Origin of the sequence: Streptomyces sp. NPDC102274 (assembly GCF_044766385.1) — a bacterium.
In the GTDB taxonomy this organism is placed as follows: Bacteria; Actinomycetota; Actinomycetes; order Streptomycetales; family Streptomycetaceae; genus Streptomyces.
In genome coordinates, this window is record NZ_JBIWLW010000022.1 from 64287 (window position 1) to 87303 (window position 23017).

The following is a 23017-nucleotide window of genomic DNA, read 5'->3' on the forward strand; positions in this document are numbered from 1 at the left end:
TCATCCCGCCTGCTGGTGAGGTGTGCCGGTCTCGCTGTCGCCCGGTGCGGTGTCACGGTCGGTGGTCCGTGGTCCTTTGTCGTCGAAGACACTGTTGCGGGGGCGCTTGGGCTTGGGGACGGCGGGCTGCGGGGAGAGTTCGGGGATCTCGCCCGCGCTGGCGTCGCGGCCGGGCAGCCCTTCGACGCTGATAGCGACCTGGTCCATGAGCTCGATGGTCAGTTCCTCGTGACTGTTGCCGATGGCCAGTTCGATGGTGTCCTCGATGAGGCATTCCAGCAGGGCGACGACGCCACCCGTGCGGTCATGGAGGTACTCGGGCATCCCCGTGGTGAGCATGCCGGGGACGGCGTCGAAGAGGCAGATGTGGTCCTCGATGCCCTTGAGGTGTTTGAGGAAGGCCGCCATCTGCTTCGGTGTCTCGTAGGGGAAGGGGCCGAGGTTGACCATGGTGAAGCGCCGCAGGTGCTGGGTCCTCTCGCCCTGGCTGACGGGTGCCCCGTGCTGGGCGGGCATGATCCAGTCGCCGGTCTTCTGATCGAGGACCGCTCCTTGCAGCAGACCGGAAGCGGGGACGTCGACGCCGATCAGGACGAGTGTCGCGCTCATGTCCATGAAGCCCTTGATCATGTCGAACACGTCCTGGTCATCGCGCCGGTGGAGCTTGAGCCTGGTGATGTCGTCGAGCAGGATCGCGCGGGTGCCATGCGCGTGGACGTGGCGGCGGACGGCCCGGATCAGGGCCGGCAGGTCCATGCCCTTGTGGTCGGCGCCGTAGAAGTCGAGGATCGCCTTGCAGGTGCTCTTCGGCTTGGCGGTAACCGGGGTCTGGACGTAGGCGACGGGGATGTGCAGGTCCCGCGTGCCCGCGAGTGCGTCCGGGTTGGTGTCGTGGTGCCGGGCCCGCCAGTCCTCTTCCAACCAGGCGGCGACCTCGCAGGCCGTCTCCGTCTTGCCCTGGCATCCGCCGCCGTTGATGATCAGCCCGCGCCGGGTCGAGGGCCTGATCTTGAACGCGCCCAGCCTCAGCCGTGAGCGCATAACCCGGGAGACGGCCTCGCTCATCGGCGTTTCCTGCAGCGGGAGATTGCTGTTGGTCACGTCCCGGTGCAGCAGATAGTCCTCCTGTTCGACCGGGCTCAGCCGGGCGAACTCCTCGCGGGACAGTCGCCGGGCCGGCACGAAGCAGTGCCGGGTGTGGCACCAGCGCTGCCAGCCGGCCGCGGTCTGCCGGTCCTGGGGCTCCGGGAGCCGGAACGCTGTCACCGTTCCCCCTCCCTCTCCCTTGGGTCGGTGGCCGGAGGGAGAGCGAACAGGTTGCGGCGGCGGATCTCGGCGCCCAGGCGGGGCGGGGCCTCCAAGGGGCCGTCCAGCGCCGCCTCGCGCCGGCGTCGGCGCGCGTCGACGCTCCCCAGGGGGCGGGAAGTCGCAGCCGGCGGCGGGGGTGGCTGGGGACGGTCGGCCGCAGCGGCCCGGGCCTGCTCGCGCTCCCGGGCGATCTCGATCCGCTCGGACTTGGTCATCTGGGTGGCCCACCGGTCGACGGGATGGGCCTTGTGCATCAGGGCGAGCAACTGCGGCAGCAGCTCCTGGTCGCTTCTGGGCCGCAGACCGGCCGCCTTGACCTTCCTGAGGAGTTCGCCGACGCGTTTGTCGCCGAAAGCGGGGACCACGTCGTCCGGCGGCAGGCCGGTCCAGCGCAGGGGGTGCCACTCGTGGGTGAGCGGGTCCTGGAAGAAGACCGTGCGCCTGTCGCGGGGGTCGCGGTGGATGATCCACGCGGTCCGCCGACGGCCGCCCCGGCTCGACCGCTCGCCCTCGTAGGGACGCAGGGCCGGGCCGTCATACCAAAGGCCGCGGATCTTCACTCCGCGGTGCGGGTCGATCTTCTTGACCGCGTGCTCGGGAAGGATCTTGTAGTAGAGATCGGGAGACGGGATCTCCAGGGCGAAGCCGCCCTGCTCGAAGGCCGCGGCGAGGAGGGAATTGGGGCTGTGGTCACCGCCCGGGTCCCAGTGCGGCGAATGGTCGGCCAGTCGTCGCCTCTGCCAGGTCCCGACGATCCAGGTCGCGATGACGTGCTCCAGCTCGGCGATGGTCAGCACCGCGTCGCCCTCGGGGTCCGCGCCGCGATCGGCGACGTCGATGCCCGTGTAGCCCGGAAGCCACTCGAACAGCAGAGACCTGATACTGCCGAATGCCCGTTCGACGCAGTGCTTGTCCTCCGGCCGCAGGACACGCGAGGGAAGGATGTTGCAGCCCAGGTCTTCCTGGACCTGCACCAGGTGATGGTTGCGATAAACGGAACCATGGTCTGTGGTCACCGTCTCCGGTTCGAAGAACGGCAGCCCGGCAACCTCATGCCCGGCGAACTCGGCGACCCACCGCTGCCGGGAGCCCCGGATAGGGCCACTCCATCTCCATGCCCCAGTCGTCCCGCATGGGCAGCGGCAGCATCACGTCCCGCAGCAGCATCGCGACATCCACCGAGGTGTCCGACACCAGCGTCAGACGGAACGCGCAGATCGAATGCGTGTAGGCGCAGAGCGCGATCGTGAGGTGCACCTTCACCGGCTCGTCGAAGACGCTCTCGCGGACCATCACCGGCAGCACCGTGGTGTCCAGGGCGACCACCTTGCCAGGCCGGTCGATCAGGACGAAGCCGTCGTTGGAGACCAGGTCGGCGGCCCGCTCGTTGCGCTGCCGCCCCCGGCCCGTGCCGAACCACTCCCGCCAGACCCGCCGCAGCACCGGATAACTGGGAACGTCCTCGGGCTCGGTGCCGAACCGCTCGTGCATGTACTGGGTGATCAGACGGACCTTGGTCGCCATGCTCACCTTCGACAGGCGCCGGGTCTCCTGCCTGACCGCGAGAATGGCCTCCCGCACTTCGGCGGTGACCGACGGATAGCTCCCGCTCTCGCGCAGCCACCGGTCGTCCGCGCAGCCGATCAGACCGTCCCTCTGCCGGCGGTTCTCCCAGCGGATCAGCGTGCGTACTCCCACCTGGTCCAGGGCCAGCGCCTTCGCCTCCATGCGGCCCATCGCCTCCAGCTCGGCGACCTTCGCCAGCCGCCGTTGGGTCAGGAACGTGGTGTCCGGGTCGTACTGGGGTTTCGGCTCGCCCGGTTCCGGCCGCAGCGGATCTCCGCTGCGGAAGCCCGTGTTGACCTCCATCAAGTGCGCGAACCGCAGCTTGACCAGCCTCAACTGCCCCGGGGTCAGATCACGCAGGCTCTTGGGCTGGCGCCCCCGGTCGGCCCCTTCGGCACCGGTCCGGGACGAGACATGACAGTCGGAGTGATGGGCCAGGAATCGGAAAGTCACAGACTGCCGATTCCCGTCCAGCCCGACCAGATGGACTCGTCCGGCGTGCGGCTCGCCCCGCTCGACACGCCATTCGGCCCCGTCCAGCACCAGCTCAGAACCCACCGACACATCCATAACACCCGGTCATCCCTCCACCCCACCCGAGGCGATCACAGATCCGTCGCCCAGCGGCTCGTGCAGGTTCAACCCCAGCCTCCGATGCCACAGCAGATGCAGAAGCTGGGCCCGGGCCACCGGCTCGAAGGCACTGGACGCCGCCAGCTCGCCGAACGTACAAACACCGGAATCAACCTGAGCCAGCAGCCCCGGCTCCACCCCCAGTGGGTCCCTCTTCGGACGCCGCTGCGAGGAGAACCAGTCCAAGGTGACCGTCACGTGCGGCAGCCAGCCCGCAGCGACGGCGAAGCCCCAGCCACAGGCCCTCGCCATCTCGGCGGCAGCCGCGAACGACTCCCGGTCCCTGTCCTTGATCAACGCCGCAGGCCGGACGTCGATCAACTACACCCCCGAACGAGTCCGCACCAGGTAGTCCGGGGTGTGGTCACGCTCTCCGCCAGCACACGTGAAGCGGATCCTGAGCGGCTGCGAGACGATCTCCGTGACCTGAGCGTCGAAGTCCAGGGCCAGCAGCAGTCTCGCCTCCTCCAGGCTCTCCGAGGCGTGCAGCCGCCCCGTACTGGCCAAGAAAGGCAGCCCGGGACGGTGGCGCTGAGCCCGACGCCAGGTGAACCCCCGCATCGGCTCCAGCCCGGCCAGAGCTCCCCGCAGCACCCGGTCAAGCGGAGACGAGACCTCCCCGCCGCCGGCCCGCCACGTCACCGACCACCGCCCCTGCCACCCCTCACCCAGGTCCAGGCCGTCACGGCCGGACGCGAGCTCCACCGGGACGAGTAAGTCCGCCCAAGAGCAACGATGCGACCACAACACACCGCAACCGGCCGCCACGGGGACGCGTACACGGCCGGAGCCCAGCCCAGATATCTCCACCCCGCCAAGGAACCAGCCCGCTGACTCTTCCATGGGCAAAGCCCGATCTTGGTGACAACAAGAGCGCAAAGTGAGCACTAGTGACAGATAGAACGACCAAACAGTGACAACTACAGCGATCAGAACTGATTGAAAGCCCTGGTCGGCTACCGCTCCGTGTGACAACTATCTCGACCAGTCACATCGGCATGCCGCGGCCCCGAAGCCGCACCGCACCGCACCGCACCGCACCGCACCGCACCGCACCGAAGCCGATCAGCCCAGTGACGCCGAAACGGAGCGCTGCTCACCTGGTGCTCCGCCGGCGCGGCGGCGGCGCTTCGGATCGGCCAGGACGGCCGCGCTGTAGCCCGCGTCGTCGGGGTTGAGGTTGGTGCCCGGCGCCACGACGCGGTCGATGCGGTCCAGCACTGCGGGTTCCAGGACGATGTCCGCGGCGTTCAGCTGGTCGTGCAGATGCCCGGCGGTGCGGGGGCCGATGATCGCCGCGGTGACCGCGGGGTGCGTGGTGACGAACGCCAGCGCCAGCTGGATCAGCGTCAGGCCCGCTTCGTCGGCGATGCCGGCGAGTTCGGTGGCGGCGTCGAGCTTGGCCCGGTTGCCCGGTACGTCCATGTCGTAGTGGGAGAGCGTGGTACGGAAGGGCATCGTCCGTGTGCGATGACTGGACAGGTCGGCCGCGTCGCGGTGCCAGCGGCCGGACAGCCAGCCCCCGGCCAGCGGACTCCAGGCGAGAACCCCCATCCGGTACGTCTCGCACGTGGGCAGCACATCGGCCTCGACGCCCCGGACCAGGAGGGAGTAGGGCGGCTGTTCGCAGACGAAGCGCTCGCGCTGCCGTCGCTCGGCCGTCCACTGCGCCCGCACGATCGCCGAGGGGGCGAACGTCGAGGACCCCGCGTAGCGGATCTTTCCCGCGCGGACGAGATCGGAGAGCGCGCCCAAGGTCTCGTCGATGTCGGTCGCGGCATCGGGCCGGTGCACCTGGTACAGGTCGATGTAATCGGTGCCCAGGCGGCGCAGGCTCTCCTCGCAGGCCCGGACGACCCAGCGCCGCGAGGCACCGCGCTCGTTGGGGCCGGGGCCCATGGGACTCGACACCTTGGTCGCCAGGACGACATCGTCGCGCCGTCCGGCGATCGCCTTCCCGACGATGAGCTCGGACTCACCGCCCGAATACACGTCTGCCGTGTCGATGATGTTGACGCCCGCGTCGAGCGCCGTACGGATGATGCCGATCGAGTCGTCGTGATCGGGGTTTCCCCACTCCCCGAACATCATCGCGCCCAGGCATAGCGAGCTGACGTGGACTCCCGTACTACCCAGCGTGCGGTACTGCATGGCGTGGGCGGCCCTTCTGTGATCGGGGCGGTGCGCGGGAACGGCCGGCAGTCACCTGCTACCGTTCCCCATAAGCGGAGCAGGGTCCGCTTAGCCACCACCCTAAGCGGAGTCGACTCCACATGGCAAGCCGAGAGGAAGACCCGTATGCCTGAACCGTCCGGCCGACCGATCCGGGCCGACGCACGGGCCAACGAAGACAAGCTGCTCGCCGCGGCCGCCCTGGCCTTCGCCCGGGACGGCGCCGCCGCGACCCTGAAGCAGATCGCGAAGGACGCGGGCGTCGGGATCGCCACCCTGTACCGACGCTTCCCGACCCGCGAGCAGCTCGTCGACGCCACCTACCGCTACGAGACGGCCCGGCTCTCCGCCCGGACTTCGGACCTCCTCGGCGAGCTGCCCGCCGACCGGGCCCTGCGAGCGTGGATGTCCCAGGTGCTGGACTACCTCGCCGCCAAGCACGGTATGGCCGACACACTCAAGACACTCCTGCAGAACGACGAGCGGCTGAGCTCACGGACGCGCGAGCAACTGACCGGCGCGATCGACGAGTTCCGTCTCGCCGGGATCGGCCAGGGGGTGATCCGGGAGGACGTGCCCTCGTCCGACATCCTCATGAGCCTGGCGGGTGTCACCCTCGTGGCCGGGGCGGCCCACCAGCGCGCGCAGGCCGAGCGGCTGCTCGACCTGCTGATGGACGGCGTCACCCGCTCGGAAGGGTGGCGCGGGGCCACGCGCTCATGACTCCTCCGTGTCCGGTAGCCCCGCCCGTCACCGCTCGCCATGCCCATGGCCATGCCGCGAACCTTTCCAGAGAAAGCGGACCGAACCTGTCCGCATTCGGTGTCAGGGTGGCTCCATGAACGCGGACGCACTCGACCGGAACCTGTCCGAGGTCTGCCTGCTGCGCGGCCTCTGCCCGCACACGGAACCCGCCACGAACGGAGCGCCCCGATGAGCCGTCACATCCAGGTCACCTTCGACGCCCACGACCCACGGGCACTGTCGTCCTTCTGGCACGACGCACTGGGCTATGTCCACCCGGGCCCGCCCGGAGTCGACCTGCCCGAGGGCGCCGACCCGCTGGCCGCGTGGGACGACTTCCTCGCGCGGGTCGGCGTACCGGAGGAGGAGCGCGACACGAGATCGGCCATCGAGGACCCGGACGGGCACGGCCCACGACTGTTCTTCCAGCGGGTGCCGGAGGACAAGGCCGCCAAGAATCGCGTCCACCTCGACATCCGCGCGGCTCCCGGACTGCTGGGAGAGGAGCGGATGGCGGCGCTGGAGGCCGAGTGCGACCGGCTCGTCGCGCTCGGAGCGACGCGGGTACGTCGTCACGAGCCCGCTCCCCCGATGAGTGCCGGCTTTCTCGTGCTGACCGATCCCGAGGGCAATGAGTTCTGCCTGGACTGACGCGGCTCGGCTGTCGGCCCTGTCCTGTCCGGACGCCTCGTCCGGCCTCGGGCGCGTTCAGCCGGCCTCGGGCGCGTTCACACGTCGCGGTGCCGCACGACGACCACGGCGAGTGCGACCGCGATCAGCGGCCAGAGCGCGTACACGGTCCAGGAGCCGGGGACGGTGGCGGTGTACGCGAGGGATTCGGGATCCGGTGGCCAGTTCTGGACCAGGCGCTTCCAGGCGGTGACCGGCATCGCGTGGTTGATGTCGGCGGACCAGCGCTCGCTCCGCGAGAAGAGCGTGGGCAGCATCAGCAGGGTGAAGGCGCTGGTGACCATGGTCGCCGCACTGTGCCGGATCAGGACGCCGAGGCCCAGGCCGATCAGTGCGCAGACCGGGGCCAGGAGCGCGGACGCCACCAGCGCCCGGAACACCCCGGGGTGGGTGACCGGGACCCCGGCGTGGTGCCCGTTCAGGATGGCCTGGGAGACCAGGAAGGAACCGGTGGAGATGACCGTGCCGACCGTGGTCCAGAGCGCGGCGGTGACGACCGCCTTGGCCGCCACCACCGAGGCGCGGGCGGGGACGGCCACGGTGGTGGTGCGGATCAGGCCGCTGCTGTACTCGCTCACGGCGGTGATGGCTCCGATGCTGCCGGCGACGAGCATCAGCGTCATGTAGCCGGCCGGCGGATAGGCGTCGAAGGGCAGGAAGTCGGGGGGCTGCCGCGTGCTCGGGCCGGAGCCCGCGACATTGTCGTAGTCCGCCAGCGCCGCCGTGGCGGCGGACCCGATGACGAACAGGACGATCAGTGTGATGGTCCACGGGGTGGAGCGCAGAGACCTCATCTTGATCCACTCGGAGGCGAGCAGGTCGCCGAAGCGGGCGGGCGGCTCGGCGACGGGCGCGGGCGCGGTGGCCGGGGAGACGGAGGCGAGTGAGGTCATCGGGGCTCTCCTGCCAGGTATTCGACGCTGTCGGCGGTGAGTTCCATGAAGGCCTCCTCCAGTGAGGCGGTCCGGGTGGTCAGCTCGTTCAGCGGGATCCGGTTCTCGAAGGCGAGTGCTCCGATCCGGTCCGCTGGCAGCCCGGTCACGGCGAGCTTCTCGGCGCCCGGCGAGCCCTCCGGCTCGACGGAAGCGCCCGCGGCGGTCAGCACCGCTGCCAGCTCGGCGGCGCGCGGTGTGCCCACCACGACGCCGAGACGGGTGCCCCGGGCCGCGAAGTCCTGTGCCGACTCGGCGGCGATGAGCCGGCCCCGGCCGATGACGACGAGCTGGTCGGCGGTGTTCTCCATCTCCGACATCAGATGGCTGGAGAGGAAGACCGTGCGGCCCTCGGCCGCCAGGCGCCCGAAGAGGCGGCGCATCCAGAGCACTCCCTCCGGGTCCATGCCGTTGACCGGCTCGTCGAACATCAGCACGGGAGGGTCGCCGAGCAGCGCGGTGGCGATCCCCAGCCGCTGCTTCATGCCGAGCGAGAATCCGCCGATGCGGCGGGCCGCCGCCCCCGCCAGCCCCACCTCGTGCAGCACCTCGTCCACCCGGCGCGGCGCAATGCCGTTGCCGCGGGCCAGGGCGGACAAGTGGCCCGCTGCGGTGCGTCCGCCGTGGACGTGGTGGGCGTCGAGGAGGGCGCCGACGTGCCGCAGTCCGCGTGGGTGGCTGCCGAAGGGGACGCCGCTGACGGTGGCGGTGCCGCCGGTGGGCGCGTCCAGGCCGAGGATCATCCGCAGGGTGGTGGTCTTGCCGGATCCGTTGGGGCCGAGGAATCCGGTGACCCGGCCCGGCAGCACGGTGAAGGACAGATGGTCGACGGCGGTCCTGCCGCCGTAGCGCTTGGTGAGTCCGCTGACTTCGATCACAGGATCAACCGTGCCGGGAGGGCCCCGTCCGGGCATGGGGCCGCGGACGGCAATCGCGCCGGCGGGTTGGCCCGGGGGCGTACGTCCCCGGGCCGATGCCGCGCGGGCGGTGGCTGGCTAGTCTCGCGGCATGGACGCCACACCGACGCCCCCGCTCCCCGCGCGCGGGTCGCATCGCGACCTCCCTCTCACCGGGGCCCACCGCCGATGACGAGATCGAAGGCCATGGCCCGGGTGGGGGGTGTCCTGTACCTCGTCGCGCTGGTTCTGCTGGTGGGGGGCGCGCCGCGGGCTTCGGGCACGGTCCATGGTGTCGGGTCGCTGCTGGCCGCGAGCCTGCTCGTCGGTGTGCTGCGGCGGGCGCCGCTGACGGCTCTGGCCATGACACTCTTCGGGGCCACTGCCGTGGTGGTGTTCGTTTCCGGCTCCGTCCCCGCGGCCACGTCGGTGTCGTATCAGGGGCAGTTCCTGTCGTATCTGGCGGTGGACCTCGTCCTGGGCTTCACCGTCGCCACCTGCACGCGGCGAGCTTCGATCGTCGCCGTGGCCGTGTCTTTCACCGTGCAGCTCTTGCTGGTCGGCGGCTTCGCGCATGGGGACAACGTGACGGTCAACGGCGTGATCGCCTCCTTGGCGATGGCCGCGTCCTGCATGATCGGTCTGCTGAGCCGCGAGCGCCGCGAGCACGCGGCGGCGCTGCGTTCGCAGGAGGTGGCAGAGGCCGTGACCGCCGAGCGGCTGCGGATCGCGAGGGAGTTGCACGACATGGTCGCGCACAGTATCGGCATCATCGCCATCCAGGCCGGGGTGGGGAGCCGGGTCATCCGGACGCAGCCGGCGGAGGCCCGCGAGGCATTGCGAGCCATCGAGGCCACCAGCAGAGAGACCCTGTCGGGCCTTCGGCGCACGCTGGTGGCGCTCCGTCAGGCCGACCCGGGCGCGGCTGCCCCGGGGCAGGCTCCGCCCGCGCCGGCGCCGGGCCTGGCGGACATCGAACGGCTGGCGGCGGCGACCGCGGACGCGGGGGTACGCGTCGACGTGCGCCGCAGTGGGGAGCAGCGTCCTCTGCCTGCCGATATCGACCTTTCCGCCTACCGCATCGTGCAGGAGGCACTGACCAACGTGGTCCGCCACGCGGACACCGGGAGTTGCCGGGTGGCCATCGTCTACGGGGACGAGGAGCTGTCCGTGGAGGTCGTCGACGACGGGTGCGGCGCCATCGGGAACGGCTCGCCCCACGGCTTCGGCCTCGTAGGCATGCGGGAGCGGGTCAGCCTGCTGCACGGCCACCTCAGCGCCGGGCCGCGTCCCAAGGGCGGCTTCCGGGTGGCGGCCCGACTGCCGCTGCCCGAACCCGTCGGGGTTCCGCTGGAGGCCCGATGACCGTCCGTGTCGTGCTCGCCGACGACCAGCCGTTGGTGCGGTCCGGTCTGCGCGTGATCATGGCCGATCACCCCGACCTGGAGGTCGTCGGTGAAGCCGCCACCGGCGTCGAGGCGGTCCAACTGGTCAGGGACGTCTGCCCCGACATCGTGGTGATGGACATCCGGATGCCCGGCATGGACGGGATCGAGGCCACTCGTCTGATCACCGCCGGTCCGGCGACGACCCGCGTCCTCGTCCTGACCACCTTCGACGAGGACGACCACGTCTACGGCGCGCTCCGGGCCGGTGCGAGCGGCTTCGTGGTCAAGGACATGGCGCTGGACGACATCCTCGCGGCGATCCGTGTGGTCGCCGCCGGCGACGCGCTGATCGCGCCGGGTGTGACGCGCCGTCTGATCGCGGACTTCGTCGGGCGCCCCGCGGCTGCCCCGGCGTACTCCCCACGGCCGGTCAAGGGCATCACCGAGCGGGAACGGGAAGTGCTGACCCTGGTCGGACGAGGCCGGTCGAACACCGAGATCGCGGAGGATCTCTTCATCACGGTGGCCACCGCCAAGTCGCACGTGTCGCGGCTGTTCACCAAACTGGGCGCCCGGGACCGGGTCCAGCTCGTGATCACCGCCTATGAGATGGGGCTGGTCACGCCGCCTCGCTGAGCGGCCCCGCCGAGCGGCCCCGTCTCGCGCGCGCCCCAGGGCGTGTCGCGAAAGTCCCGCCCGGCTCGCGACGCCCGGCGTGCGGGTGCCGCGGGGCAGACGGGACTTCGAAGACAGACCCTAGGCCAACCCTAGGCCGTGTCTGACACATAGCGCCGTCCGCCCGGAGGGCGGGGCTCACGGCATCTGGTGCGTGCGATCGCAAAGCGGAGGGTCGTCCTCGTAGCGGAGCTACGTGGACGAGCCCGACAACGCAGCGAGCGCGCGTGCCAGACGCCACGAGCCAGGCGGGATGTGTCAGACACGGCCTAGTACGGCCGGGCCCGCTTCGCGAAGGCCGGCGCCACGTTGTCCTGCGAGGCGCTCGGGAAGGAGATCGTGTTCGGGTCCCCGTCCGAGACGTACCAGTTCTTCCCGTCGGCGAGCTTGTCCAGCCACCGCGACGAACCGAACTCGGCGTCCGGGTCCTTGGGTCCCGCGGAGCGGATCCGCGGGATCGCGCCGGGTGTGAAGTTCTTGGCGAACGGCGAGACCGAGGGGTTGGCGCCCACGAGGTACACCCCGTCGTTGCGGTAGCCCGTTCCCCGCGCGGCGACATCGGCCGGCTTGGGCATGGCCCCGAAGGGCAGGGCGAGGGACGTGACCCGGGTCCCGGGCGCGGCCTTCTCGATCGCCTTCTGTCCGCCCAAGATCGCCCGCGCGGCGCCCGCCTGGTCCAGGGAGCCCAGATTCGGGTGGCGGTCGGTGTGATTGCCGATCTCGTGCCCGTGATCCTTCAGCCATTTCAGCGCCTTGGCGGAACCGGTGGCCGAGAAGGCGTCCGCGTTGACGAAGAAGGTCGCCACCGGCTTGAACTCGGGGTGCTTCTTCGCCGTCTCCGCCAGGATGGCGATGGCCGAGTCCCGCGCCGGAGCGCCGTTGGCGTCGAGGCCCACCTGACTGTTGGTCGAGTCGTCGAACGTGAGGACCACCGGGTGCATTCCGGCCGGGATGTCGATACGGCCCGTCTGGAAGTCCCGGGCGGTGACCGGCACGTACTTCTCCCGGGCGAGGCGCTCCAGTTCGGCCCGGAAATCGGCCGGGGTGCGGTCGTAGACGCCGGCCGGTTTCGCGACGAGCTGGTGGTACATCAGCACCGGCACCTGGCCGAGTTCGTCGGCGCCGACCTCCGCCGGGGCTTTCGCGGCGACGGCACTGGCCGCCGCTGAGGCGGCCCCCTGTTGTTCCCCGGCCGGTGACGACCCTGGGGAACAGCCCGAGGCGAGCAGGGCGGCGCCCGCCAGGGCGCAGAGCGGGACGAGAGGGTGGCGCATGAGGGACCTCCAAGGCGAATGTGTCGCGCCATCCCTACCGGCGGAGGGAGCCCCCGTACCGCACCGTCCCCTGGATGGCGCAGTCACCACGCCGGGGCCATAAGCGGCCGTTCGTGTGACATCCGGTCAGAACAGGAGGTATGCCACGCAGGTGTGGCAATCAATGGAGGTACACCACCCGGCCCACTGCACGAAGGACCTCATGATGGCCATGAAGCACATAACGCACGCCGCCGCTTCCTCCTCCTACCGTCCCCCCCGTCCGGGCCGCCGGCGCGCCCTGATTGCGACAGCCGTGGCGCTCGCACTGACCGGAGCGGGCGTCGGAGCCTGGACCTTCCTCGCGCCGGGACCGGACGTGCACGGTCTCACCGACGGCTCTGTCCTCAACGGGCGCAAGGCCGCACAGGTCAGCGCCTACATCGACGCCGAGGAGGCCGGTGGCAAGGACAAGGTGCGGGCCACCCTCGACGGCGCGGTGGTCCCCATCACAGCTGAGGGCACCCGCCTGAAACTCGCCATCCCGCGCCTGACCGAGGGCAAGCACGTCCTGGTGGTGGAGGGCGACAGCAGTCTCCCCTTCGCCTCGTACCGGGAGGTCGTGGGGTTCACCGTGGACACCACCGCTCCCGAGCTGAAGGTGGCCGACCCCGAGATCAAGAACGTCACCGACCCCGTGACCGTCACCGGCAAGGCCTCCACCGACGCCAAGGTGAGCATCGACGGCAAGGAAGTTCCCCTCGACAAGGCCGGGGCCTTCAAGATCACGGTGCCCAAGGGCACACCCGTCGTGAACATCACCGCCGTGGACCGCGCCGGAAACCTCACCGCCAAGGCCGTGTCGACCCGGGGCCGTCGCCCCATGATCCGTGCCGCGCACATCACCGCCATCGGCTGGGCCGACAAGACCCTGCGCACCAACATCCTCGCCCTGGTCCGCAGCGGCAAGCTCAACGCCGTGGAGCTGGACGTCAAGGACGAGGACGGCGAGGTCGGGTACGCCTCCCAGGTGGCGCTGGCCCGTCAGATCGGCGCGGCCAAGGGCTACTACGACGCCCGCAAGGCCATCGCCGAGATCCACGCCGCCGGAGCCCAGGTCATCGGCCGCATCGTCGCCTTCCGCGACCCCAAGCTCGCCACGGCGGCCTGGAAGGCCGGCAAGCGCGACCAGGTCGTGCAGACCCCCGACGGAGGGGCGTACGCCGGCGGCGGGCACTACGGAAACCTGGCCTTCACCAACTTCGCCGACCCCACGGTCCGCAAGTACAACCAGGACCTCGCCGTCGAGGCGGCCCAGCTCGGCTTCGACGACATCCTTTACGACTACGTGCGCCGCCCCGACGGCCCGCTGTCGAAGATGCGCTTCCCGGGCATCGGGTCCGCGACGCCCGAGCAGGCCATCACCTCGTTCGTCGGCGACACCCGGATCGCGATGCGCCCCCACGGCAAGTACCTCGGCGTCTCGGTCTTCGGCATAGCGGCCACCCGGCCCAAGGAGATCGCCCAGGACATCGCGGCCCTGGTCAAGGTGAGCGACTACATCGCGCCGATGGTCTACCCGTCCCACTGGGGGCCGGGCGAGTACGGTGTCGCCAACCCCGACACCGCCCCGTACGCGATCGTGCAGCGCTCGCTCGCCGACTTCCGCCGCCTGGCGAAGGGCACCCAGACCGAGATCGTCCCGTGGCTCCAGGACTTCTCGATGGGCAGCAAATACGGGCCGGCCCAGGTGGCCGAACAGATCAAGGCCGCGGCGGCCAACAAGATGAACTCCTTCATCCTCTGGAACGCGGGTGCGCGCTACCAGGGTGCGGCGCTCCAGCAGATCGCCACACGCTGACGCGGCGGGCATCTTCCGTCCAGTCCGCACGATGATCCACACGGAAAGCGCTTCGGCAGCGCGGAAGATGCTCACGCGGCGAGCGTGCCTGCCCGGCACGCCCGCCTGCGAACCCCGGAGAACGCCGCGGGCGCGGTGATCTGCCGGGCCGCCTACTTCTCGCGCCAGACGAAGACCTCGGTGCTCGGCCGGCGTTCGGAGAACCGGCCCGACGGCGAGGTCTCCCGCAGGAGCCGGCCGAGGTCCGCCTCGAAGCCGCCGCGTCGCGTGCCGAAGAGGTGCGGGGCGGAAGAGGACATCGAGAACACCCCCGACAGGACGTCATCGCAGGAGCGTTCCAGCGCCTGCCCGCCGGGTACGACATACCGCTCCGGCCCCGAAAAGCCCGCCCGGCGGAGCACGTCGGCCTCGTCACCGGGCGTCCCGTACAGCAGCACCCCACGGCCGGCCCGCCGGACCGGGCCCAGATACCGTCCGACCAGATCGCTGATGGCCGCATAGGGCACCCCCGGATACGGGAGGCCGTCGACGGCTCGCGTCTCCGACTTCAGGTCCGAGATATGCACCAGGGCGCCCGCGGGCCGGAGCATGTCCCTGACGGTCGCCGCCACCAGAGCACGGTCCATCCAGTGAAAGGACTGACCGAAGGTCGCGACGGTGAACGCGCCGAGCCCCGCGGGCAGTTCCTCGGCCCGGACCTGGACCCATCTCGTCTTCCGGGCCACGCCCGCCTCGTCGGCCCGCTGCCCGGCTTCGGCGATCATCCCGCTGTCCGGATCCACGCCGACCACCTCGCCGAACAGATGCGCGAAGCTCAGAGCCAGGATGCCGGGCCCGCAGCCCACATCGAGCAGACGCCCCCGGCCGTCGAGCGTCAGGACCTCGGCGAGCAGCTCCGCGAGTCCGGGCGCGTACGGGAGCCGCCCACGCCGGTAATAGGGAGCCGACCCCAAGAACAGTGTGTCGTCCCACTCCCAGCCCTCGGGCATAGCGGCCTACCACCCTTCTCATGCGAACGCGCGAACGCGCGAACCCGTGGACTCGCGAACCCGTGGACTCGTGGACTCGTGGACTCGTGGGCTCATGGGCTCATGGGCTCATGGGGCTCACGGTGAGATCCATCAAGAGGCCCGTCAAGAGGTCAGGGACGTCTCGCGGGCGGCAACCTCCGGGCGGTTGTCGCCACGTACCGCGTCGAGGTAGCCGGCGATGGCGTCCCTGTTGCGGATGAGGCACGCGATGCGTTCGGTCATCCGGTCCCGTTCGTGCTCCAGCGTGTTGATCATCTCCGGTGTCGCGTCGGAGAAGTAGATGACCCGGGGCTTGTCCAGGCAGGGAAGGATCTGCTTGATGATCCGGGTCGGCAGTCCGGCGTCGAGCAGCCCCCTGATCTGTACGACCCGGTCGACGTTGTACTCGTCGTACGCGCGGTAGCCGTTCGCGCAGCGTCCGGCGACGATCAGGCCCTGCTCCTCGTAGTAGCGCAGCAGCCGCCGGGACGTGCCGGTGCGTTCCGAGAGCTCTCCGATACGCATGTGATCGCCCCTTGCCCGTCCCTCTGACTCGGCGCTCTACCGCGGCGCTTGACCTCGCCCTTGACCTTCACACCAATGTGAAGGTTTGAGCATACTCGGCATGCGACATCACCCCGAACAGCCGACTGATTCCCACGCGGGAGCCACAGGACCCGCAGGACCCACCGAGGCCGCCGGAGCCGCCGAGGGCCGGAAACTTCCCCTCGCCGCGCTGCTGGCGCTCGCCACCGCCGTCTTCATCACCAGCCTGACCGAGACCCTGCCCGCGGGTGTGCTGCCCGCGATGAGCAGGGACCTCGAAGTCGGCGAGTCCGCGATGGGGCAGTCGGTGACGATCTACGCGATCGGGACCGCGCTCACGGCGATCCCCCTGTCCGCCGCCACGGCGGGGTGGCGGCGCAAGCGGCTGTTGCTGACGGCCATGGCCGGATTCGCCGTCGCCCATACGGTCACGGCCGTCTCCGGAAACTTCCCCCTGACCATGGCGGCCCGGTTCGTCGCCGGGGTGGCCGCGGGCCTGGCCTGGGCGCTGCTGGCCGGGTACGCCCGCCGTATGGCACCCGTCGCTCTCCAGGGCAGGGCGATCGCGATCGTCATGACGGGGATCCCGGTCGCGCTGGCGCTGGGCGTGCCCGCGGGGACGTTCCTCGGCGAAGCGCTGGGCTGGCGGGTGACGTTCTCCCTGATCACCGCGGTGACACTCGCCGTCATCGGATGGATCCTCGCGACGGTGCCGGACTATCCGGGGCAGCGGCGGGACGGCGGGACGGCGACTCCGCGTACGCTCGCCATCCCCGGCGTGGCACCGGTCCCGTTCGTCACGCTGGTGTTCGTCCTGGCCCACACCATCCTCTACACCTATATCGCCGCGTTCCTCGACCGGCTCGGCATGGGCGGCTCCACCGACCTCGTGCTGCTGGTCTTCGGCGCCGCCTCCATGCTGAGCATCTGGATCGTGGGCATCCACATCAGCCGCCGGCTGCGTGCCCTCACCCTCGCGGGCACCCTCCTGGTCGCCGCCGCTTCCACCCTCCTGGCGGTGGCGTCGGGCAGTTCCGCTCTTGTCTACGCGGCGGTGACGCTGTGGGGGCTCGGGTGGGGAGGCGCTCCCACGCTCCTCCAGACCGCCGTGGGCGACGCGGGCGGCGAGGCGCCGGACGCCGCGCAGGCCATGCTCGTCACGTTGTGGAACGTGGCCATGGCCGGTGGCGGCGTCGCCGGCGGGATACTTCTCGGTCTCCTCGGCCCCGGCTCCCTCCCCTGGAGCGTCCCGGCGCTCCTGCTGCCGGTCCTGATCGTGGTGATCGGCGCTCGCGCACACGGTTTCCCCGCCGAGCGCGCCCGTAGCGACGCGTAGGTCCTGTCCGGTCGACCGGACAGGACCTACGCGTGGCGGACGCCTCGCACGCTTCCGGATGGGGCGCGATTGTCACGTCCGCCGGGTCCCATCCGTCACTGTGCTGACGGACGGGACCCCCGCGGAGGAATGTGACCATGTACGACGAGAACGATTCGCTGACGGCGCTGACGGCGCGGTTCGAGGAGAACCGGAACCATCTCAGAGCGGTGGCGTTCCGGATGCTCGGCTCGCTGAGCGAGGCGGACGATGCCGTCCAGGAGACCTGGCTGCGGCTCAGCCGCTCCGGCGCCGCCGGGGTCGAGAACCTCGGCGGGTGGCTGACGACGGTCGTCGGCCGGGTCTGTCTGGACATGCTGCGCTCGCGCGCGTCGCGTCGTGAGGAGCCGCTGGACACGCACGTATCCGGGCCGGCCGACAGCCGCGCGGACCTGCTCGGTCCCGAGTACGAAGCGCTGCTCGCCGACGCGGTGAGCGGCGCGCTGCTGGTGGTGCTCGACACGCTGGCGCCCGCGGAACGGCTGGCGTTCGTACTGCACGATCTGTTCGCCGTGCCCTTCACCGAGATCGCGCCCATCGTGGAACGCACCCCGGCCGCGGCGCGCCAGCTCGCCAGCCGCGCCCGACGGCGGGTGCAGGGGGCGCCCACCGCCACCGACCTCGATCCCGTCCGCCGGCGGGAGATCGTCGACGCCTTCCTCGCCGCCTCGCGCGACGGCGACTTCGACGCGCTCCTCACGCTGCTCGACCCGGATGTCGTGGTCCGGGCCGACCGGGCGGCGGTGGAGGCGGGCGCGACGGACGAGATGCGGGGAACCGCGGCCGTGGCCCATTGGTTCTCGGGACGCGCCACGGCCGCGCGGCCGGCGCTCGTGAACGGAACGGTGGGAGCCGTATGGGCGCCGGGCGGACAGCCGCGCGCTGTGTTCGGCTTCACGATCACGGGCGGAAGGATCACCGGAATCGACCTGTGCGCGGACCCGGAGCGCCTCGGCGGTCTCGATGTGACGATCCTCGGCGACTGAGCCGACCGGGGTCACCCTCGCGTGAGTACGTCGCAGGCCGCCCGGCAGATCGCGGACAGTGTGGGCGACGTACTCACCGGGCCGTGATCCCGAGCGTGATACGGGGCGTGATGCCGGGCGTGATCCCGAGCGCCGCCGGCAGCGGGCGGCAGTGCACGATGTCCAGGCGGGACACCGCGCGGGTGAGGGCCACATACAGCCGGTGCCGCCCCCGCGCCTCCGCCTCCGCGATGGCCACCGGTTCGGCGAGTACGACATGGTCGTACTCCAGCCCCTTCGCCGCCGTCGCGGGCAGCACCGTCACCCGGCCCGCCGACGCGGCGAGTTCACCGGCCGTCGCCGTGGCGATACCGGCGGCCGTGAGTGCGGTACGGAGCCGCTCGGCCTCCGGATCCGCCGCGATGACGCCGATCGAGCCCTCACGGGTGAGCGCCTTCCGTACCGCCTCGGTCACCCCGCTCACCAGATCATCGACCTGACACACCGTCAATTCACCGTCCCCGCGCAGGGAACGGGCCGGGGGTACGTCGACATCCAGCGAGGCGAGCAGCCGGTTGGCGAGCTTCACGACGGCGCCCGGCACCCGGAAGCCGGTGGTCAGCGGGGTGACCGTGGCGTCCGGTCGGCCCAGATGGACGAGGAGTTCGGGCCAGGAGCGGGCGGCCCAGGGTGTGGTGCCCTGGGCGAGATCGCCCAGCACCGTCAGCGAACCGAAGTCCGCCCGCCGGGCGATCGCCCGGCACTCCATCGGGGACAGGTCCTGGGCCTCGTCGACGACGATATGGCCGTACCCCTCGGGGTGTTCGATGAGGCACGCGAGCTCATCGAGCAGCACCAGATCGGCCGCGGACCACGGCAGATCCCTGGCCGCCCGCGCGGAGGGCGTACGGGCGGGAGGCGTACGGGCGGAACGGCTCGCTCGCTGGATCGCCCGCCGTTCCTCGGGGGTGAGGATGCCCGCGGCCGCCTCCTCCGAATCGGCGAGCAGAGCCGCGAGCACCTCCTCGGGCCGCACCTTGGGCCAGACCGTGTCGAGATACGCGGTGACCGCCCGCGAACCGCTCACCCGCCGCACCCACGCCGCGGACTTCGGGCCCGCCCGCCGCTCCGCCCGGAGCTGGATCTCCCGTACGGCGCGGCTGCGGACCCGCTCCCTGCCGAGGGCGTACGGGGGTGCCTCGGCCCGTACCTCCGCCACGATCCGCGCCAGTTCATCGAGCCCGAGGCGCCAGCGGTACGAACCATCCGGGACGGTGAGCGGCTCGGCGGGCGCCGCGACCCGCCCGTACAACGCCCGGCGCAGCACCTCGGCCATCCGGGCGTCGTGCTTGACGACGGCCGCCGCTTCCGGGTCGTCCATCCGCACCGGATGGCGCGCGATCTCGTCACCGACCGTCGACTGACGGATGCCGGTCTCCCCGAGGGCGGGCAGCACTTCGGAGATATAGGCGAGGAAGGTGCGGTTGGGGCCGAGGATCAGCAGGCCGCCGCGCTGGATCCGGCGCGGATACGTATAGAGGAGATAGGCGGCGCGGTGCAGGCCGACGGCGGTCTTACCGGTGCCCGGGGCGCCCTGGACACAGACGGACCGGGTGAGGTCGGACCGTACGAGGTCGTCCTGTTCCGGCTGGATGGTGGCCGCGATGTCGCGCATCGGACCGACCCGGGGGCGTTCGATCTCGCCGGTCAGGATCGCGCTTCCGGCCGCGGGAGCCGCTGGGCGGCCGTCCGCGACCTCCTCGCCCGCACCCCCCTCGCCCGCCGGCCGCTCGCCCGCGACCTCCTCGCCCGCCAGCCGCTCGTCCTCCAGGCTGGTCAGATCCTCCGGCGCCCCCTTGCTCCAGGGCGCCCAGCCGAACCGGCGGCGCACGGAGACGCCCTGCGGGTCGCGCGCGCTCGCCCGGTAGAAGGCGCGCGAGACGGGTGCGCGCCAGTCGACGACCAGGGGTGGCGCCGAGGGATGTTCGCTGATCCGGCGGCGGCCGATGTGGTAGTTCTGACCGCTGTGATCACCGCCCGGCGCCACCGCGAAGTCGAGGCGGCCGAAGAAGAGCGGACTGTCGGGCTCCAGCCGCAATTCCTTGGCGCGGCTGCGCAGATGGCGGCCGAGGACCTCGGCGTCCGCGCCGGAGGCGAAGGCGTTCTCGCCGGTGACGACCTGTTCGTGCGCGTCGTCCACCATGCCGGTCAGCGCGGCGCGGCAGGTCTCGTGGTAGGTCCGTTCGCGATCGAGTTCACGGTTGAGTTCGCCGTTCATTCCATCGAGAATAACGCAACCGAGTTAAAAACATTACCGAGTCTCATTATTTTTCGGGCGGCTCACCCCAGAGTGAGCCCGGAGCTCAGCTGCCCGAAGGCCAGCTCCGCCGCCGCGACCGCGTCCGGATACACCTCCCCGGCGCTCTCCCCCGCCGTGATCCGCCGCCAGTTCTCCTCCGCGAGAACGCGCTGCACGGCGATGATCTGCCCCGAGCCGAGCGCGCCCTCGATGCCGCCGCCGAGAGCCGCGGCCAGCGCGGCCTCGGAGCGCCGCTGATACCCGTACAGCCGGGCCACCAGACTCGGCGCCGCGTACAGCAGCCGGTAGTACGCGTGCACCCTCTCGTCGTCATTGAGCCCGGTCACGGGGTCGCGTCGGTCGAGTCCCGCCAGGAAGTGCAGCCGCAGGGCGTCGAGCGGACGTACGCCGTCGGGCCTGCCCGCGACCACCCTGGCCGCCTCGTCCTCATGGTCGGCGAAGCGGTGCAGCACCAGATCCTCTTTGGTCGGGAAGTACCGGAAGAGGGTGGGCTTGGAGATGTCGGCCGCCGCGGCGACCTCGGCGACCGACACCCGGTCGAAGCCCTTCGCGAGGAAGAGCCCGATCGCGGCTTCGGAGATCTCCTGGTAACGCTGCCGCTTCTTGCGCTCGCGCAGACCGAGGTCCTGATCGTTCATGAGCACGAAGCGTACGCAGCGCTTGACCTCAACCAGACTTGAAGTTCAAGACTCGACGCAAGGAATGACGCGACGGCGCACGGCTCGAAGGCGCACAGCGCGACGACATTGACGGGTGGGATGGATATGCGTGCGGCTCGGGTGACGGCTTTCGGGGGTCCTGAGGTCCTGGTGACGGCCGAGGCGCCCGACCCGGTGGCGGGCCCCGGCGAGGTGGTGATCGCCGTCGCGGTGGTGGACACGATCTTCGTGCAGACGCAGGTACGGGCGGGCTGGGGGCTGGAGTACTTCCCGGTGCGGCCCCCGTACATCCTGGGCGGCGGAGTCGCCGGTACGGTGCGATCGGTCGGCGAGGGGGTGGACGCCGGCTGGACCGGCCGCCGCGTCGTGGCCTCGATCGGCATCACCGGCGGCTCGGCGGAGCTGGTCGCGACCCCGGTCGAGTCGCTGGTGCCCGTACCGGACGGAGTCCCGTTCACGACGGCCGCCGCGGTGTTCCAGGACGGCGTCACCGCCCTGGCCCTCATGGACCTCACCGAGGTGACGGCGGGCGAACGTGTACTGATCACGGGCGCGTCGGGCGGCATGGGCACGCTGATGGTCCAACTCGCCGAGGCCCGGGGCGCGTACGTCGTGGGGGTCGCGAGGGGCGAGCGGAAGACCGCGCTCGTAAGGGAGTTGGGCGCCGACGCGGTGATCGACGGCGCCCAGGAGAACTGGCCCGCGCGCGCCCGCGACGCGCTCGGCGCGACGGGCGCGGACGTCGTCCTGGACGGCGTGGGAGGCGAAACGGGCCTGGCTGCCTTCCCCTTGACGGCGGACGGCGGCCGCTTCTCGGCCCACGGCGCACCGACGGGCGGCTTCGCTCCGGTGGAGGCGCGCCGGGCGGCGGACCGGAAGATCAGACTGCTGGGCATCGCGGACGTGCAGATCCCGCAGCGGGAGAGCGTACGGCTGGCGGCGCAAGCCCTGACGGAAACGGCGGCGGGCCGCCTGCGCCCGGTGATCGGCGGCACGTTCCCCCTGGACAAGGCGGCGGACGCGCACCGGGCGATCGAGGGCCGCGGCCTGCTGGGAAAGGTCCTGCTGACGGTCCGAGGGGCCGACGACTGACGGCTGACGGGCCGAGGGACCGAGGGACCGACGACTGAGGGCTGACGACTGACGGGCCGCCAGTCGTCAGCCCCCGCCCCTCGCTCACTCCCGGGCGCGGTCGCCCGCGGCCTACTCCGTCCCCCGCCCCCGTTTCCGTACCAGAACCTCGACCCCGTCCAGCACGCAGTCGAGACCGAAGGTGAACTCCGTGTCCGGGCCATCCTCGCCGTCCAGGCCACCGGCCGCGAGCAGTTCGGCGACCGCCGGATAGCGGGCCGGGTCGGCCAGTCTGCGGAGAGTGCGTCCGTAGCCGGCCATGACCTGCTGGGCCGAGGAGCCTCTCGCCTTGATGGCCGTGTCCAGGTCGGACATCATCGTCGCCTCGTTCCGTACGAAGCCGCTGACCAGCAGGATCACCGATATCTTCGCGCCGTCGTCCAGCCCTGTACCCGCCAGGGCGTTGAGGCCGCGCTCCCACCACGCCACCGAGTTGGGGGTCGCGGGCGGGCCCGAGATCGGGATGCGCAGCGCCCATAGGTTCCGGTGGTACGCCGCGCGCTGCGTCCAGGCCCATTGGGACAGTGCCTCGCGCCAGCCGGTGCCGGGCTCCGGCGGGGGCGGGGGCTCACCGACGGCCGCCTCCTGCATCAGGACGTACAGCTCGTCCTTGGCCGCGACATAGCGGTACAGCGACATCGTGGATACGCCCAGTTCCTTGGCGACCCGTCCCATGGAGACCGCGCCGAGCCCTTCCTCCCGCGCGATGCCGACCGCCGCGTCGACGATCCGCGTCAGGCCGATGCCGGGTTTGGGTCCCTTGGCCGGGCGTTCGCGCAGTCCCCAGGCGGCCTCGATGCTGGCGGGCAGCCCCGTACCGCCACCACCGCCGTCACCCTCACCCTCACCGTCACCGCGGTCCGTCATCGTCTCCGCCCTTCTCCGCCCGCTCC

Annotated in this window: 22 protein-coding genes; 8 read left to right on the plus strand and 14 right to left on the minus strand. The window is 71.0% G+C overall.

What is annotated here, in order from left to right; all coding sequences use genetic code 11:
- The 6 genes from ACIRQP_RS26705 to ACIRQP_RS26730 form a co-directional block, all read right to left on the minus strand.
- The gene (locus ACIRQP_RS26705) at nt 1-1266 is read right to left on the minus strand and encodes an AAA family ATPase (RefSeq protein ID WP_403893679.1); all 1266 of its coding nucleotides are present in this window, start codon (nt 1264-1266) and stop codon (nt 1-3) included.
- Nucleotides 1263-2282 (minus strand): hypothetical protein, encoded by a 1020-nt coding sequence (locus ACIRQP_RS26710; protein WP_403893680.1) that lies wholly within the window; start codon nt 2280-2282, stop codon nt 1263-1265. Before ACIRQP_RS26710 ends, ACIRQP_RS26705 begins: the two co-directional genes overlap by 4 nt.
- A gap of 76 nt (nt 2283-2358) precedes the next feature.
- The gene (locus tag ACIRQP_RS26715; protein ID WP_403893681.1) at nt 2359-3432 is read right to left on the minus strand and encodes a hypothetical protein; all 1074 of its coding nucleotides are present in this window, start codon (nt 3430-3432) and stop codon (nt 2359-2361) included.
- A 21-nt stretch (nt 3433-3453) separates the two neighbouring features.
- Nucleotides 3454-3804: a hypothetical protein gene (locus ACIRQP_RS26720; protein WP_403893682.1), complete on the minus strand. Its 351-nt coding sequence runs from the start codon at nt 3802-3804 to the stop codon at nt 3454-3456.
- 24 nt (nt 3805-3828) lie between these two features.
- Nucleotides 3829-4212, minus strand: a complete 384-nt coding sequence (locus ACIRQP_RS26725) for a hypothetical protein (protein WP_403893683.1) — start codon at nt 4210-4212, stop codon at nt 3829-3831.
- A 360-nt stretch (nt 4213-4572) separates the two neighbouring features.
- The gene (locus tag ACIRQP_RS26730; RefSeq protein ID WP_403893684.1) at nt 4573-5658 is read right to left on the minus strand and encodes an aldo/keto reductase; all 1086 of its coding nucleotides are present in this window, start codon (nt 5656-5658) and stop codon (nt 4573-4575) included.
- 147 nt (nt 5659-5805) lie between these two features.
- Here ACIRQP_RS26730 and ACIRQP_RS26735 point away from each other — a divergent pair, with 147 nt between their 5' ends.
- A complete protein-coding gene (locus ACIRQP_RS26735) occupies nt 5806-6402 on the plus strand; it encodes a TetR/AcrR family transcriptional regulator (RefSeq protein WP_403893685.1) in 597 nt (198 codons plus the stop codon).
- Nucleotides 6403-6612: 210 nt separating this feature from the next.
- Nucleotides 6613-7074: a VOC family protein gene (locus ACIRQP_RS26740; RefSeq protein ID WP_403893686.1), complete on the plus strand. Its 462-nt coding sequence runs from the start codon at nt 6613-6615 to the stop codon at nt 7072-7074.
- A 77-nt stretch (nt 7075-7151) separates the two neighbouring features.
- Here ACIRQP_RS26740 and ACIRQP_RS26745 read toward each other — a convergent pair whose 3' ends face one another.
- Both ACIRQP_RS26745 and ACIRQP_RS26750 read right to left on the minus strand, forming a co-directional pair.
- The gene (locus ACIRQP_RS26745) at nt 7152-8006 is read right to left on the minus strand and encodes an ABC transporter permease (protein WP_403893687.1); all 855 of its coding nucleotides are present in this window, start codon (nt 8004-8006) and stop codon (nt 7152-7154) included.
- Nucleotides 8003-8923: an ATP-binding cassette domain-containing protein gene (locus ACIRQP_RS26750; protein ID WP_403893688.1), complete on the minus strand. Its 921-nt coding sequence runs from the start codon at nt 8921-8923 to the stop codon at nt 8003-8005. The genes ACIRQP_RS26745 and ACIRQP_RS26750 overlap by 4 nt, the downstream gene beginning before the upstream one ends.
- 207 nt (nt 8924-9130) lie before the next feature.
- Here ACIRQP_RS26750 and ACIRQP_RS26755 point away from each other — a divergent pair, with 207 nt between their 5' ends.
- Both ACIRQP_RS26755 and ACIRQP_RS26760 read left to right on the plus strand, forming a co-directional pair.
- Entirely contained in the window at nt 9131-10306 is a 1176-nt protein-coding gene (locus ACIRQP_RS26755; RefSeq protein ID WP_403893689.1) for a sensor histidine kinase, read from the plus strand.
- Nucleotides 10303-10965 (plus strand): response regulator, encoded by a 663-nt coding sequence (locus ACIRQP_RS26760; protein WP_403893690.1) that lies wholly within the window; start codon nt 10303-10305, stop codon nt 10963-10965. Before ACIRQP_RS26755 ends, ACIRQP_RS26760 begins: the two co-directional genes overlap by 4 nt.
- A gap of 308 nt (nt 10966-11273) precedes the next feature.
- Here the strand turns inward: ACIRQP_RS26760 and ACIRQP_RS26765 are convergent, their stop codons facing one another.
- Nucleotides 11274-12278, minus strand: a complete 1005-nt coding sequence (locus ACIRQP_RS26765; protein WP_403893691.1) for a polysaccharide deacetylase family protein — start codon at nt 12276-12278, stop codon at nt 11274-11276.
- Between the two features lie 211 nt (nt 12279-12489).
- On the opposite strand from ACIRQP_RS26765, the gene ACIRQP_RS26770 reads away from it, so the two are divergent.
- A complete protein-coding gene (locus ACIRQP_RS26770) occupies nt 12490-14118 on the plus strand; it encodes a putative glycoside hydrolase (protein ID WP_403893692.1) in 1629 nt (542 codons plus the stop codon).
- A gap of 152 nt (nt 14119-14270) precedes the next feature.
- Here the strand turns inward: ACIRQP_RS26770 and ACIRQP_RS26775 are convergent, their stop codons facing one another.
- Together ACIRQP_RS26775 and ACIRQP_RS26780 are read right to left on the minus strand one after the other, a co-directional pair.
- The gene (locus ACIRQP_RS26775; RefSeq protein WP_403893693.1) at nt 14271-15107 is read right to left on the minus strand and encodes a class I SAM-dependent methyltransferase; all 837 of its coding nucleotides are present in this window, start codon (nt 15105-15107) and stop codon (nt 14271-14273) included.
- A 144-nt stretch (nt 15108-15251) separates the two neighbouring features.
- Complete coding sequence (locus tag ACIRQP_RS26780) at nt 15252-15653, minus strand: MerR family transcriptional regulator (protein WP_403893694.1); 402 nt, start codon at nt 15651-15653, stop codon at nt 15252-15254.
- Nucleotides 15654-15753: 100 nt separating this feature from the next.
- On the opposite strand from ACIRQP_RS26780, the gene ACIRQP_RS26785 reads away from it, so the two are divergent.
- On the plus strand, nt 15754-17010 hold the full coding sequence (locus tag ACIRQP_RS26785; protein ID WP_403893695.1) for an MFS transporter: 1257 nt from the start codon (nt 15754-15756) through the stop codon (nt 17008-17010).
- Nucleotides 17011-17147: 137 nt separating this feature from the next.
- The gene (locus tag ACIRQP_RS26790) at nt 17148-18035 is read left to right on the plus strand and encodes a sigma-70 family RNA polymerase sigma factor (RefSeq protein ID WP_403893696.1); all 888 of its coding nucleotides are present in this window, start codon (nt 17148-17150) and stop codon (nt 18033-18035) included.
- A gap of 73 nt (nt 18036-18108) precedes the next feature.
- Here ACIRQP_RS26790 and ACIRQP_RS26795 read toward each other — a convergent pair whose 3' ends face one another.
- A complete protein-coding gene (locus tag ACIRQP_RS26795) occupies nt 18109-20292 on the minus strand; it encodes a HelD family protein (RefSeq protein WP_403893697.1) in 2184 nt (727 codons plus the stop codon).
- A gap of 62 nt (nt 20293-20354) precedes the next feature.
- Nucleotides 20355-20972 carry a TetR family transcriptional regulator gene (locus ACIRQP_RS26800; RefSeq protein WP_403893698.1) on the minus strand — a complete coding sequence of 206 codons (618 nt, stop codon included), beginning with the start codon at nt 20970-20972 and terminating at the stop codon, nt 20355-20357.
- 126 nt (nt 20973-21098) lie between these two features.
- Here ACIRQP_RS26800 and ACIRQP_RS26805 point away from each other — a divergent pair, with 126 nt between their 5' ends.
- Entirely contained in the window at nt 21099-22085 is a 987-nt protein-coding gene (locus tag ACIRQP_RS26805) for a zinc-binding dehydrogenase (RefSeq protein WP_403893699.1), read from the plus strand.
- 111 nt (nt 22086-22196) lie between these two features.
- On the opposite strand, the gene ACIRQP_RS26810 is transcribed toward ACIRQP_RS26805, so the two are convergent.
- A complete protein-coding gene (locus tag ACIRQP_RS26810) occupies nt 22197-22991 on the minus strand; it encodes a TetR/AcrR family transcriptional regulator (protein WP_403893700.1) in 795 nt (264 codons plus the stop codon).
- Between the last annotated feature and the right edge of the window lie 26 nt (nt 22992-23017).